This window comes from Pseudomonas sp. ICMP 460, from assembly GCF_002723595.1.
Lineage (GTDB): Bacteria > Pseudomonadota > Gammaproteobacteria > Pseudomonadales > Pseudomonadaceae > Aquipseudomonas > Aquipseudomonas kitaguniensis.
Window position 1 is genome coordinate 274,373 of record NZ_LKBR01000001.1, and the last position, 14,047, is coordinate 288,419.

12 protein-coding genes are annotated in these 14,047 nt (G+C 62.7%); 3 read left to right on the forward strand and 9 right to left on the reverse strand.

All coding sequences use genetic code 11. The annotated features are described in order from the left end of the window. Window positions 1-82 precede the first annotated feature (82 nt). Both AO240_RS01275 and AO240_RS01280 read left to right on the forward strand, forming a co-directional pair. On the forward strand, window positions 83-1,462 hold the full coding sequence (locus tag AO240_RS01275) for a DUF2868 domain-containing protein (protein ID WP_099234858.1): 1,380 nt from the start codon (window positions 83-85) through the stop codon (window positions 1,460-1,462). After that, the gene (locus tag AO240_RS01280) at window positions 1,455-2,822 is read left to right on the forward strand and encodes a DUF3482 domain-containing protein (protein WP_099234859.1); all 1,368 of its coding nucleotides are present in this window, start codon (window positions 1,455-1,457) and stop codon (window positions 2,820-2,822) included. Before AO240_RS01275 ends, AO240_RS01280 begins: the two co-directional genes overlap by 8 nt. Here the strand turns inward: AO240_RS01280 and AO240_RS01285 are convergent. From AO240_RS01285 to AO240_RS01315, 7 genes are all read right to left on the reverse strand, one after another. Then, the gene (locus tag AO240_RS01285) at window positions 2,819-3,373 is read right to left on the reverse strand and encodes a phosphonate degradation HD-domain oxygenase (protein ID WP_099234860.1); all 555 of its coding nucleotides are present in this window, start codon (window positions 3,371-3,373) and stop codon (window positions 2,819-2,821) included. The genes AO240_RS01280 and AO240_RS01285 overlap by 4 nt on opposite strands. Then, the gene (locus AO240_RS01290; RefSeq protein ID WP_099234861.1) at window positions 3,370-4,500 is read right to left on the reverse strand and encodes a TIGR03364 family FAD-dependent oxidoreductase; all 1,131 of its coding nucleotides are present in this window, start codon (window positions 4,498-4,500) and stop codon (window positions 3,370-3,372) included. Before AO240_RS01290 ends, AO240_RS01285 begins: the two co-directional genes overlap by 4 nt. A gap of 124 nt (window positions 4,501-4,624) precedes the next feature. After that, a complete protein-coding gene (locus tag AO240_RS01295; protein WP_099234862.1) occupies window positions 4,625-5,641 on the reverse strand; it encodes a putative 2-aminoethylphosphonate ABC transporter substrate-binding protein in 1,017 nt (338 codons plus the stop codon). 25 nt (window positions 5,642-5,666) lie between these two features. Continuing rightward, window positions 5,667-7,391, reverse strand: coding sequence for a putative 2-aminoethylphosphonate ABC transporter permease subunit (locus AO240_RS01300; protein WP_099234863.1), 1,725 nt, complete (start codon window positions 7,389-7,391; stop codon window positions 5,667-5,669). A gap of 1 nt (window position 7,392) precedes the next feature. Next, window positions 7,393-8,457: a putative 2-aminoethylphosphonate ABC transporter ATP-binding protein gene (locus tag AO240_RS01305; protein ID WP_099234864.1), complete on the reverse strand. Its 1,065-nt coding sequence runs from the start codon at window positions 8,455-8,457 to the stop codon at window positions 7,393-7,395. A gap of 145 nt (window positions 8,458-8,602) precedes the next feature. Then, the gene (locus AO240_RS01310) at window positions 8,603-9,466 is read right to left on the reverse strand and encodes a LysR family transcriptional regulator (RefSeq protein WP_099234865.1); all 864 of its coding nucleotides are present in this window, start codon (window positions 9,464-9,466) and stop codon (window positions 8,603-8,605) included. 16 nt (window positions 9,467-9,482) lie between these two features. Further along, complete coding sequence (locus tag AO240_RS01315; RefSeq protein WP_099234866.1) at window positions 9,483-11,741, reverse strand: heavy metal translocating P-type ATPase; 2,259 nt, start codon at window positions 11,739-11,741, stop codon at window positions 9,483-9,485. Window positions 11,742-11,826: 85 nt separating this feature from the next. Between AO240_RS01315 and cadR the strand changes: the two genes are divergently transcribed. Further along, entirely contained in the window at window positions 11,827-12,276 is a 450-nt protein-coding gene (gene cadR, locus AO240_RS01320) for a Cd(II)/Pb(II)-responsive transcriptional regulator (RefSeq protein WP_058413693.1), read from the forward strand. Between the two features lie 40 nt (window positions 12,277-12,316). Here cadR and AO240_RS01325 read toward each other — a convergent pair whose 3' ends face one another. Together AO240_RS01325 and lgt are read right to left on the reverse strand one after the other, a co-directional pair. After that, on the reverse strand, window positions 12,317-13,150 hold the full coding sequence (locus AO240_RS01325) for a thymidylate synthase (protein ID WP_058413694.1): 834 nt from the start codon (window positions 13,148-13,150) through the stop codon (window positions 12,317-12,319). Between the two features lie 58 nt (window positions 13,151-13,208). Continuing rightward, window positions 13,209-14,021, reverse strand: coding sequence for a prolipoprotein diacylglyceryl transferase (lgt, locus tag AO240_RS01330; protein WP_099234867.1), 813 nt, complete (start codon window positions 14,019-14,021; stop codon window positions 13,209-13,211). Between the last annotated feature and the right edge of the window lie 26 nt (window positions 14,022-14,047).

Genomic DNA, 14,047 nt, shown 5'->3' on the forward strand with positions numbered 1-14,047 from the left:
GAATACCAGAGCGCCGCGCAGCTTTCCCCAACCGGCTGCACAGCGGTTATGCTCCAGGCTCACGAACACAACAGGACGGCGCGTGACAGCACTGAACCCCCTGCAAAAACTCTGGCTGACAGAAACCGTGCGCCTGCGTGAAGAACACGCAGGCCCGCTGGAAGACCTTGAAGCCAACCGCCTGGCCCGCACGGCCGGTGGCGATCTGCCGACGCGCATTCAGCAGCGCGCCCTGCACTTGGCCGAGCGCGACGGCCTGAGCGCCGCCCTCACCCGCTGGTTGCAAGGCGCGCGTTTGGCGTTGGTGCTGCTGGCGGTGCTGGCGATCGTCAGCGGTGCCGGTTTGGCGTTTGCCGCGCTGGGCAACGGCCTGACGCCGGTGAATGTGTTTTGGGCCTTGGGCAGCTTGCTCGGCCTGAACCTGATTCTGTTAATCAGTTGGGCGTTGGGCCTGCTGTTTGCCGGCGAGCACGGCGCCAGCCTCGGGCGCCTGTGGTTATGGCTCAGCGAAAAACTCGCGCGCGATGCCAAGGCCGCGCAGTTAGCGCCAGCGTTGCTGCTGTTGTTGCAGCGCCAAAAACTCAATCGCTGGGCCGTGGGTGTGTTGGTCAATAGCCTGTGGTTGCTGGCGCTGCTCAGCGCCCTGCTGTTTTTACTGACGCTGCTTGCCACACGGCGCTACGGCTTTGTGTGGGAAACCACCTTGCTCGGCGCTGACACCTTTGTCGCCGTCACCCAAGCGCTCGGCAGCCTGCCCGCGCTGCTGGGCTTTAATGTGCCGACAGTCGAGATGATCCGCGCCAGTGGCGATTCCGCCCTGAACATCGAAAGCCCTCGCCAAGCCTGGGCCACCTGGCTGGTGGGCGTGCTGCTGGTTTACGGCCTGTTGCCAAGGCTGGTCCTCGCCCTGCTGTGCCTGTGGCGCTGGAAACGCGGGCGCGCGGCCTTGCGCCTGGACCTCAACTTGCCCGGCTACAGCGCGTTGCGCGAGCGCCTCATGCCGAGCAGCGAACGCCTTGGCGTCAACGACGCCGCGCCGCAGCAACTGCACGCGGTCACCGGCGGCGTCAGCGAATTGCACAGCGACGGCGCCTTGCTGGTGGCCATCGAACTGGACGACCAACACGCCTGGCCGCCCAAACTGCCGGCCAGCGTGAAGAATGCCGGCATCCTCGACAGCCGCGAGTCGCGTAACAAACTGCTGGAACAACTCACCCGCTTCCCACCCGCGCGGCTGGCTATCGCCTGCGACCCGCGCCGCTCGCCGGACCGTGGCAGCCTCGCGCTGATCGCCGAACTGGCGCGCAGCGCCACCGCGACCCGCGTGTGGCTGCTGCAAGCGCCGCCAGGCCAAGCGCTTGACGCCGAGCGCCTGGGTGATTGGCACGCCGCGCTGCAACAACTGGAGCTGCCCTTCGCCGACTGCGCGCCGCTGAATTGGTTGGAGACCGGTCATGACTAAACCACTGAAACTCGCCGTGGTCGGCCACACCAATGTCGGCAAAACCTCGCTGCTGCGCACGCTGACGCGTGACGTCGGCTTCGGCGAAGTCTCGCATCGCCCCAGCACCACGCGGCACGTCGAAGGCGCGCGGTTGTCGGTCGACGGCGAGGCGTTGCTTGAGCTGTACGACACGCCCGGCCTGGAAGATGCCATCGCCCTGCTCGATTATCTGGAACGCCTCGACCGCCCCGGCGAACGCCTCGACGGCCCGGCACGCCTGGCGCGGTTTCTGGACGGCAGCGAGGCGCGCCAGCGTTTTGAACAAGAAGCCAAGGTGCTGCGCCAACTGCTCGCCTCGGACGCCGGTTTGTATGTGATCGATGCCCGCGAGCCGGTGCTGGCCAAGTACCGCGACGAGCTGCAAGTGCTCGCCAGTTGCGGCAAGCCGTTGCTGCCGGTACTCAATTTTGTCAGCAGCAGCGACCACCGCGAGCCGGACTGGCGTGAAGCCCTGGCGCGTCTTGGCCTGCACGCGCTGGTGCGTTTCGACAGCGTGGCACCGCCCGAAGACGGTGAACGTCGGCTGTATGAAAGCCTCGCCTTGCTCCTGGAAACCGCGCGACCGCAGTTGGAACGGCTGATTCTCGACCAGCACGCGCAACGCCAGGCACGCCAGCAAAGCGCCGCACGGTTGATCGCCGAGCTGTTGATCGACTGCGCCGCGTGCCGACGCAGCGTGGTCACCGAAGCCGAACAAGAGGCGGTGGGTGAACTGCGCAAAGCGGTGCGCCAGCGCGAACAAAAGTGTGTGGAAGCCCTGCTCAAACTGTTCGGCTTCCGCCCGCAAGACGCCGCCGCCAGTGACTTGCCGTTGCTCGATGGACGTTGGGGCGATGACCTGTTCAACCCCGAAACCCTCAAGCAACTCGGCGTGCGCGTCGGCGGCGGAATCGCTGCAGGCGCGGCGGCCGGTGCCGGTGTCGACCTGCTGGTCGGCGGCCTCACCCTCGGCGCCGCCGCGATTGCCGGTGCGATTGCCGGTGGCGCGCTGCAAACGGCGCGCGGCTATGGCAGCCGCTTGCTCGGCAAACTCAAAGGCCATCGCGAGCTGACCGTCGACGACAGCGTGCTGCGCCTGCTTGCCCTGCGCCAACGCCAGCTGCTCAAAGCCCTGAACCTGCGCGGCCATGCGGCACTGCAGAGCATCAAGGTCGACACGCCCCAAGACAAAACCTGGCGCGAAGGCAAGTTGCCGGACGCACTGCACAAAGCCCGTGCTCACCCGCAATGGTCGTCGCTTAACGCCCACGCCAAACTGAGCCAGGCCGAGCGCCAGGAACAGGTCAAAGCCCTCGCCCTGCGCCTCGACCAGAGCTAAGCCGCCAGCACCTTGCGCGCCTTGGCCTTGAGCACCTCAAGGTCGAGCAGCGGCACGCGCATTTGCTTGGCCTGCTCATCCCAGTGGCGCAGGCGAAGGCTGATCAGGTAGAGCGGGTCTTGCTCAAACGCTTGCGCTTCTTCTGCCGTCATCACGCCGCCCTGATAGCCCAAGGTAATCCGGCTGGCCTCACTCAGGCGGGCGTAGTAGTTCGGCTGGCTGAACATGAGGTAGCGCTTGGCTTGCACGTGATATTCCACCAGCCTGGCAATGCGCTCGCTGAAGCCTGCGCGGCGCAAATAATCCGCGCCCAGACGCTCATGGCTGACCACGCCATAACCGCCCATGTTCGCGCCGCCCTCGCCGCAGAGATGGCCGATGTCGTGAAAAAACGCCGCCAGCACCACTTCATCGTCAAAGCCTTCGGCCATCGCCCACTGCGCGGCCTGGGACATGTGTTCGATCTGCGACACCGGCTCGCCGATGTAATCCGCCGCGCCGTGCTGCTCGTACAAGCCGAACACCTCGGCAATTGCCTGCTCAGGGTTCATCCCGCCGCGCCCCACACAGTGCTGATGTTACGCTCGGCCAGCGCCGGCCCCACGCTCATGCCCACGCCGGTGTGCATCAGTGCGGCGCTCACGCCCGGTGCCGCCTGCACGAATGAAAACGGCCCCGGCCCGCGCGAGCCGTACACGCCCTGCCAGCGCTCGACCACGTTTACCTTGCAACCCAAGGTCTGCTCGGCCAGCTCGATCAGCCAGTCATCGACCTGTTCGGCGTTGAACGGTGAGGCATCGCTGCCGTAGTCGTGCGAGTCGCCAATAATCAGCTCGCCATACGGCGTGGGGCTGATCAGCAGGTGAATCCCGTGTTCATGCAGGTGCGGCGCATCGCGCAGGATTTGCGCCTGCACCGGCAGCGCTTCCGGCAAGTCGGCAAAGGCGCCGTAATGCACGCAGCTCAAACCGGTCAGCAACGCGTGTTGCAGGTTCAAGTTGGCTGCCGGCCGCGCACGCAGCATTTGCAGGCGGCAGATACTCGGGTTGAGTTCGGCCATCGCGTCGGCCAGCAGGGTTTGGTAATCGTGACCGGAGCAGACGATGATCTGCTCACCGCGAAAGCTGCCCGCCGTGCTGTGCAACTGGCCAGGTTCTACATCGCGCACCAGCGTGGAGAAGTGAAACTCCACGTTCAGTTGACTGCGAAGGTAGTTGATCAGCGCCGGGATCGCTTCACGCGAATACAGTTGCTGATCGTCCTTGCCGTGCAGCGCCGCGCGATGATGGCTGAATTGGCCGCCGTACAACGCGTTCATGGCCGCGCCTTGCAGCAGCTCGACGTTGTAGCCGTGCTCTTGCGCACGACCGGCGCAGAACGCTTCCAGCAGATGTTCTTCGGCTTCGGTGCGGGCGAACAGGTACGCGCCATTGCGCTTGAGCTGAAGGCCGGCCACCTGCGCCCAATGCGCCCAGATGTCGCGGCTTTGCCGGGCCAGGTCAAGCATCGGCCCCGGTGGTTGGCCGGTGACCAGCGCCTGGCCGAAGTTGCGCACCGAGGCGCCCAACGGCGTGGCGCTGCGCTCAAATACTTTGACCTTGAGGCCGCGTTTGGCGGCAGCAAAGGCGTGGGACAGGCCGAGGATGCCCGCGCCGACGATTAACAGATCACTACTCATGCGTTCCTCTCGTTCCCACGCTCTGCGCGTGGGAATGCATCCTGTGGCGCTCCGCGTCACGTTTTCAAGAGCGGACGCAGAGCGTCCAGGGCGGCATTCCCACGCTGAGCGTGGGAATGATCAGTTACTGTTTCTCTGACTTGCCGTCATAGCGCTTGCGCCATTCGGTCAGGATGCTGTCGCGGTTTTTCGAGGCCCAGGCAAAGTCGTTCTTGATCAGCCGCTGTTCGTAGTCAGCCGGCAATTCGGTCTGCGGCTTGGCAATACCCGGTTGAGCGAGCACGGCGAAGTTTTCTTTGTACAGCTGCATCGCGGCCGGGCTGGCGGAGAAGTCGGCGAGCTGTTTCGCTGCCTCCGCGTGCGCGGTGCCCTTGATCACGGCAGTCGCTTCAATGTCCCAGCCCAAGCCTTCCTTGGGCAAAATAATATCCAGCGGCGCGCCTTGGCGTTTCAACTGCACGGCCGGGTATTCGAACGAAATACCGATTGGGAACTCACCGGACGCCGCCAGCTTGCACGGCTTGGAGCCGGAGTGAACGTACTGGCCGATGTTCTGGTGCAGGTCGTCCATGTACTGCCAGCCCTGCTTCTCGCCGAAGGTCTGCAACCAGGCGCTCACATCCAGAAAGCCGGTGCCCGAAGACGCCGGGTTAGGCATCACGATCTTGCCCTTGTATTCGGGTTTGGTCAGGTCCTGCCAGCTCACCGGCTTGCTCAGGCCCTGTTTCTCGGCCTCGACCGTGTTGAAGCAGATAGTCGCCGCCCACACATCCATGCCGACCCAGGCCGGAGGGTTGGCAGCGTCGCGGTAGTTCTTGCCGATCTTGTCGAGGTCTTTGGGCGCGTAGTTGCTGAGCATGCCTTGCTGATCGAGGATCGCCAGGCTCGACGCGGCCAGGCCCCACACGACGTCAGCTTGCGGGCGGTCTTTTTCCGCCAGCAGCTTGGCGGTGATGATGCCGGTAGAGTCACGCACCCATTTTATTTCGACGTCCGGGTTCTGCTTTTCGAAGGCTTGCTTATAGGTCTTCAACTGCTCGGCTTCGAGGGCCGTGTACACGGTCAACTCGGTTTTGGCGGCAAACGCATTCAGGCTGAACGCAGTGAGCACAGCAGCGGCTAACGCCAGGGGCTTGAACATGGTGCATTCCTCAAAAGGGACGGTGTTATTGACCCGGCGCGGTTTGGCGCCAGGCTTGGGAGCGGCGCAACGCGCCACGTGAGCACCACGCCAGCAGCAGCGAAACGCCGGCAGAGGTAAACAGGATCAAGGTCGACATGGCCGCTGCGCCGCCCACATTGCCTGCGTCGTCCATGTTCAGCACGGCGACGGCGGCGAGGATGGTGTCGGGGCTGTAAAGAAAGATCGCGGCAGACACGGTGGTCATCGCCGACACAAACAGGTAGCGCACGATGTCCAGCAGCGCCGGCAGGCAAATCGGCACGGTGACGCGCCAGTAGTGGCGGTACAGCGGCGCCTTGAGGGACAGCGCAGCGGCTTCGAACTCACTGTCGAGCTGGCGCAGCGCGGTGGTGGCGGTCATCTGCGCGGTGGTCAAATAGTGAGCAATGGTGCACACCACCAACAGCGTCATGGTCCCGTAGAACACATGCAGCGGGTTACCGTTGAGGTTGAAAAAGAACACATAGCCCAAGCCCAACACCAGGCCCGGCACGGCCATCGGCACAAAGCTAAGCATGCGCAGCGCCAGGTTCAGGCCCTTTTGACCCTTGGTTTTTTCCATCAGGTAGGCGCCGGTGAAGATCAATACGCTGCCGATCAACGCCGTGCACAGCGCCATCTTCAAGCTGTTGCGATAGGCCAGCCAGCCGCCGCCCGCGGTGTCTTCAAACTGATAATGGTTGAGCGACAGCGACAGGTTGTACGGCCAGAACTTGACCAATGAGGAATACACCGCCATGCCGAACACCAGCAGCAACGCAGCGCAGATCAGCATCACGATGGCCAGGTAACAGCCATCCCGCAAGCGCGACGGCGCGGGCTGGAAGACTTGCGCTCGGCCGCTCATGGAATCGCCGTGACGGCGGCGTAACCAGGCGTCGACGCCAAAGCTGAACAGCGCCGGCAGCAGCAACACCATGCCGATCAACGCGCCGCGACCGAACTGTTGCTGGCCGACCACCGCCTTGTAGGCTTCCAGCGCCAACACTTGGTAGTCCCCGCCTACCACCACGGGCACGCCGAAGTCGGTGATGGTCAGGGTGAACACCAGGCAAAACGCGGCGAACACTGCCTGGCGCGTGGCCGGCCAGGTGATGCTGCGAAACGCCCGGGCCGGGCTGGCGCCCATGCTCGACGCGGCGTCGAACAAACGCGCGTCCGCCAACGACAGCGCCGACAGCAGAATCATCAAGGCGTGTGGGAAGGTGTAGATCACCTCGCCCAGCACAATGCCCCAGAAGCCGTAGATATTGTCCGAGAGCAAGCCGCGCAACAGGCCCTGATTGCCGAACAGATACACCAGCGCAATGCCCGGCAACATCGACGGCGCCATCAGCGGCAGCAGTGACAGGCCGCGCCACATGGCCTTGCCGGGAATCAGCGTGCGTTGCAGCGCGTAGGCAAACAGGTAGGCCAGCGGTACGACGATGGCCGCAACGCTGAGGGAAACTTTCAGGCTATTGCCCAGCAGCCAGTGGAAGTTATCGCTGGCCACCAGCTCGCGCGCCGCGACCCAGCCGCCGCCCTGCCCGGCTTCGCTGCTGAAGCCACGCCAGAAGATCGCCAGCAAGGGCAGCAATACGGCGACACCGAGCAGCAACAGCCAGACGAGTTTGCCGCCGAGTACAAAAATGCGGTCGCCCAGTTCGGCGCGGGAAACGTTGCGCGCCACGTGGCCGGGTAGCGGCAGAGTCATATCGGCGGCCATCTCAGGCAAACACCTGCAGGCTGCGCGGCGGCAGCGCCACCCAGATATTTTGCGCACCGAGGCGCGGCATCGCTTCCGGGGCGAGTTCGGCCAGCAACGGGTGACCGGGCAACTGCTCCAGCTCAAAGCGCATGCGGCAGCGATTGCCCAGAAACGTGATCTCGCAGACCTTGGCCGGGAACAGGTTTTCTTCATGCCCCAGCGGGTTGATGCTGATGGCTTCCGGGCGGCAGAACAGACGGCCGGATTTGGCCACGCTGGCATCGTCGGCCAAGCGCATGTTCATCCCGCCGACCTGAGCATGGCTGGCGCTGTTGCGGCTGAACGGCAGCCAGTTACCCTGGCCGACAAACTCCGCCACGAACGGCGTGGCCGGGCGGTCGTAGATTTCTTGCGGCGTGGCGTACTGCTCGACCTTGCCGTTGTTCATCACGGCAATGCGGTCGGCCATCAACATGGCCTCGTCCTGGTTGTGCGTGACCATCAACGTGGTGACGCCCAGGCGCCGCTGCAGTTGGCGCAGTTCGCTGCACAAATGCTCGCGCACACGTGCGTCGAGGGCAGACATCGGTTCATCCAGCAGCAGCAATGAAGGCGCAGGCGCCAGCGCGCGGGCCAGGGCGACGCGCTGTTGTTGGCCGCCGGAGAGTTGGCCGGGGTATTTTTTTTCGCTGCCAACCAGGCCGACCAGCTCCAGCATCTGGCCGACGCGTTTGCGCACTTCGTCGCGGCCACTGCCGGTCAGGCCATAGCCAATGTTTTCTTCAGCGGTGAGGTTGGGAAACAGCGCGTAGGACTGAAACAAAATTCCGTAGTCGCGAGCCTGAGGCGGCAGTTGCGACACATCGCGGTTACCCAAGTGAAGCTCACCGCTGTCTTGGCGTTCCAGGCCGGCGATGCAGCGCAGCAAGGTGGTTTTGCCGCAACCGGACGGGCCCAGCAGGCACACCAGCTCGCCGGCGGCGACGTCCAGCGACACGTTGTCCAGCGCCTTGAAGGCGCCGAAGCGCTTCTGGATACCGCGCACCGTCATCGGCGCGCCGGGGTTGGTTGGGGCAGTGTTCATGGAGGCACCTCATCAAACTGATGAAGGCCATGCTAGGCAGGCAATGCGTCCCTGGTGTGGCAGAAAGGCAAAACGTGGCGATAGTGGTATTGGTGGATTTGTGTAGGAATTCAGAGTGGGTTTGTGTGGCGATTGGGCTTGTCGGTCAGAGCGGCGACATTTCTTGCGCCAAACCGAGAAACGCGGCAGGCAGCCGCGCGCCTTTTCTTTCCTTGAGGCAGTACAAATACTCGGCGATCTGCGGTGCGCGCTCGATAGTCAGCACGCGTAACTGCGGGTCATGCGGCACTTCCTGACGGGCGATGATGCTGATGCCGATATTGCGCAGTACCGCCTCGCGAATCGATTCGCGGCTGCCGATCTCCAGCAGTGGGCCGTAACTGACACCAGCGCCTTGCAGCATCTCTTCAGTCAAGCGCCGTGTGGTGGACCCGGTTTCGCGCATCAGCAAGGTATGCCCCGCCAGTGCGGTGAGCGGCACAGTGTCCAAGGCCGCCAACGGGTGATTGCGGTGCACCGCCAGCACCAGCGGGTCGGTGCCAAGCACGCGACGGATCAACCGCGGGTCTTCAAGTAACTGTGAGGAGGCGGCGACGTCCACCCGGTACTCTTCGAGTGCCTCCAGCACCGACTGGGAGTTGCCGATTTCCACCGACACCTCCACATGCGGCAGGCGTTCGCGAAAGGCTTTAACCAGGTCGAGGATGTAATACGGCGCTGTCGCGGCAATCCTCAGCGCGCCCTGGAGCTGACCACTGTTGCGCAGGAAAAACTCGATATCGGCTTCTTGCTGCAACAGCGCCTTGACCATCGGCAGCAGGCGCGCGCCGTCGTCGCTGACGGTCAGGCGGCGGCCACCACGGTAGAACAGCTCAACGCCGTACTGGCTTTCGAGGTTGCGAATCTGCGTGGTGACCGTGGGCTGGCTAAGGCCGAGTTTTTTCGCCGCCTGGGTAATGCTGCCCAGGCGGGCCACCCTGTAAAACGCCTTCAGTTCGGCACTCAGCACACCACCCTCACCTCAGTTATTTGCGCAACAGGCGCAGGCCATTGAACACCACCAGCAGGCTCACGCCCATGTCCGCGAACACCGCCATCCACATAGTGGCCATGCCCAGGAAGGTGACCGCGAGGAAGACCGCCTTGGTCACCAACGCCAGCGCGATGTTCTGCTTGAGGATACTCGAGGTTTGCCGCGACAACCGAATGAAAGCCGGGATCTTGCGTAAATCATCGTCCATCAAGGCCACGTCAGCGGTTTCGATGGCCGTGTCGGTGCCGGCGGCGGCCATGGCGAAGCCAATCTCGGCGCGGGCCAGGGCCGGGGCGTCGTTGATGCCGTCACCGACCATGCCCACCCGGTGGCCTTGGCCGTAGAGGGTTTCGATGGCTTGCAGTTTGTCAGTCGGCAACAAATCACCTTGGGCCTGGTCGATGCCGACCTGCGCCGCAATCGCCTGAGCGGTGTGGGTGTTGTCGCCGGTGAGCATCAGGGTTTTGATGCCCAAGTCGTGCAGTTGCTGGATGGCTTCGCGGCTGCTGTCCTTGACCGTGTCGGCCACGGCGAACAGCGCCAGCGGGCCGGACTTGTCGAGCAGCAACACCACCGACTTGCCTTGTTTCTCCAGGGCGAAGAGTTTTTCTTCCAGCGCCGGCGAGCACAGGCCCAGGTCTTCGACCAGACGGTGGTTGCCCAAATGGTAGGTTTCGCCGTTTATATCACCGCGCACACCACGACCGGGCAGGGCCTCAAAGTTATCCACAACGTGGCTCGGCAGGTTTTTATCCACAGCCGCTTTGGCAATGGCCAACGACACCGGGTGGTCGGAGCGCCCGGCCAAACTGGCGGCCAGCGCCGGCGCGCGGTCTTCGACGTTGGGGAACAACGCCAGGTAATCGGTTTGCACCGGTTTGCCGTGGGTGATCGTGCCAGTCTTGTCGAGGGCCAGGTAATCGAGCTTGTAACCGCCCTCCAGGTACACACCGCCCTTGATCAGGATGCCTTTGCGCGCCGCCGCCGCCAAACCACTGACGATGGTCACCGGGGTGGAAATCACCAGTGCACAAGGGCACGCCACCACCAACAGCACGAGTGCGCGGTAGATCCAGTCGAACCACACGCCCGCCATGAACAGCGGCGGAATCAGCGCCACGCCCAAGGCAAACAGGAACACCGCCGGGGTGTAGATCTTCGAGAAGCGGTCGACAAAACGTTGGGTTGGCGCCCGCGCGCCTTGAGCCTGTTCCACGGCATGAATGATGCGCGCCAGCGTCGAATTGTTGGCCGCCGCGGTGACCTTGTACTCCAGTGAACCGGCCTGATTGATGGTGCCGGCGAAGACTTTATCACCCACGGTTTTTTCAATCGGCAGGCTTTCACCGGTGATCGGCGCCTGATCGATGGAAGATTGACCGGCGGTGACTTCACCGTCCAGGCCAACACGCTCGCCAGGTTTTAACCGGACGATTGCCCCAAGATCAACGCTTTTGACGTCTTTTTCCAACCATGAGCCATCGGCCTGCTGCACCGTGGCCTGTTCCGGCGTCATCTGCATCAAGCCGCTGATGGCGTTGCGCGCACGGTCCAGGGACTTGGCCTCGATCAACTCGGCCACGGTGAACAGGAACATCACCATCGCGGCTTCCGGCCACTGGCCAATCAGCAGCGCGCCGGTCACGGCGATGCTCATCAGCGCGTTGATGTTCAGGTTGAGGTTTTTCAGGGCTATCCAGCCCTTTTTATAGGTGGTGAGGCCGCCGCTGAAGATCGACACCAACGCCACCACGGCAATCACCCATGTCGGCGCAGCATTGGTGAAATGCAGCACTTCGGCAGCCAACGCACCAACGCCGGACAACGCCAGCGGCCACCAGTGTTTCTTCGCGGGTGGCGCGGCGGCGGGAACGCCCTCTTCGATGGGGTCCGCCTGCATCCCGATGGATTTGATCGCTTCGATGATCGGCGCAGTGCTCGGCAGGTCATGGGTGACGCCAAGGATGCGGTTGATCAGGTTGAATTCCAGTTGCTGCACACCGGCGAGTTTGCCCAGTTTGTTCTGGATCAGCGTTTGCTCGGTGGGGCAGTCCATGGCTTCGATGCGGAAGGTGCTGAGGCGCGCGCCGTCGGAAGGCGCTTCGCTCAGCGTGACCACCGCAGGCGCGGCAGTGCTGGCGCAGCAGGAACCGGCATGGCCGTGGTCATGCACAGGCGTGAGTTTTTTCGGGCCATGATCGTGGTCATGCTCGTGATCATGCTTATGCGGGGTGTGAAGGGAGTCGCTCATCTGGTCGCGTCCGTAAAGGTGCCTGTTGCCAAGTAAAGACCCTGTAGCCACTATAGGGTCAAGCACCCATTTGGAGATTGCTGCGATGAAGATCGGCGAATTGGCCAAACTGACCGACTGTCAGGTGGAAACCATCCGTTATTACGAGAAGGAAGGCCTGCTGCCGCCCCCGGCACGCACCGATGCCAACTACCGCGTGTACACCCAGGCGCACACTGAGCGGCTGATTTTCATCCGCAATTGCCGCAGCCTCGACATGACGCTTGGAGAAATCCGCAGCCTGCTCGGGCTACGCGACAGCCCTCAGGACCAGTGCGAGAGCGTGAATGCGTTGATCGATGAACATATCCACCACGTGAAATCGCGGATTGATGGGCTGTTGGCGTTGCAGGAGCAATTGCTCGACCTGCGCCAACGCTGCGGTGGTGGGCCGGATCTGGATCAGTGCGGGATTTTGCAGCGGCTGGAAGTCAGCGGCAGTGTCGCGGCCAGCGAGGCTGAGCCTTCGCACGTGGGCAGAAGCCACGGCCACTGATCATAAAAAAGGCGGGAGGGGCTTGCCCCTCCCACCCGTTTTAAATAGCCACGTCGGCCTTGATGCTTGGGTCGGCGTTGTAGCCCACGATTTCAAAATCTTCGAATTTATAATCGTAGATCGACGCAGGTTTGCGCTTGATCACCAGTTCCGGCAGCTTTTTCGGTGTGCGCGCCAGTTGGGTCTGGATCTGTTCCATGTGGTTGCTGTAAGCGTGCGTGTCGCCGGTGGTGACGATGATCTCGTGAGGAATCAAGTCGCATTGCTGGGCCAGCATATGCGTCAGCAGGGCCAGGGCGGCGGTGTTGTACGGCAGGCCGAGGAACACGTCGGAGCTGCGGATGTACAACTGCATCGACAAATGACCGTCATGCACAAATGCCTGATACAGCAGGTGACACGGCGGCAGCGCTTGCTTGCCGTTGCGCGCGTTTTCCTGCGGGCTCTTGGTTTCGTCCGGCAGGTACTCGACGTTCCAGCCGTGAAACAGGATGCGGCGGCTGTTGGGGTTGTTCTTCAACGTGTCGACCATGTAGTCGATCTGGTTGATCTTGCCGCCGTCTTTGGTCGGCCAGGCGGTCCACTGCTCGCCATACACCGGGCCCAGGTCACCGTCTTCGGTGGCCCACTCGTCCCAGATTTTCACACCGTTTTCGTTCAGCCACTTGATGTTGGTGTTGCCGCTCAACATCCAGATCAGCTCATTGGCGATGCTTTTGAAGTGAAGCTTCTTGGTGGTCAGCAGCGGGAAGCCGTCGGCCAGGTTATGCCGATACTGACGGGCAAAGACGGCTTTGGTGCCGGTGCCGGTGCGGTCGCCCTTGGTCAAGCCATTGGTCACGACGTCGTTCAACAGTTCGAGATATTGCTTCATGTGATTACCCGTATCGGTGAAGCCGGGGCGCTTCACGTAAACGCCCCCGCATTCGAATTTAAAGCGCCGCGTTCTTGATCGGTTGCGGGCGGTTGTACGCCCACCACAGCAGGCCAAGACCGGCCAAAATCATCGGCAAGCTGAGGACCTGTCCCATGGTCAACCAGCCCCACGCCAGGTAACCCAACTGCGCATCCGGTACGCGCACGAACTCGACGATAAAGCGGAAGATTCCGTAGAACAACGCGAACATGCCCGACACGGCCATGGTTGGGCGTGGCTTGCGCGAGAAGATGTACAAGATGAGGAACAGCGCCACACCTTCCAACGCGAACTGGTAGAGCTGCGACGGGTGGCGCGGCAATTGCGCCGGGTCGCTGAACGGCGGGAACACCATGGCCCACGGCACGTCGGTCGGCTTGCCCCACAACTCGGCGTTGATGAAGTTACCAATGCGCCCGGCGCCCAGGCCGATCGGCACCATCGGCGCAACGAAGTCCATCAACTGGAAGAATGACTTGCCGTTGCGACGGCCGAACCACCACGCGGCGATCATCACGCCAATAAAGCCACCGTGGAATGCCATGCCGCCCTTCCACACCTCGAAAATCAGCGTCGGGTTGGCGATGTAGGCGCTCAGGTCGTAAAACAGCACATACCCCAGACGCCCGCCGACGATCACGCCCATCGACAGCCAGAAGATCAGGTCGGAGAGCTTTTCTTTGGTCCAGGTCGGGTCGAAACGGTTCAGGCGCCGCGACGCCAGGAACCAGGCACCGCCGATGCCGATCAGGTACATCAACCCGTACCAGTGGATTTTCAGCGGACCGATGGCCAAGGCCACCGGATCGATCTGCGGGTAAGGCAGCATTGCGACTCCTCGTTAAATCATTAGTC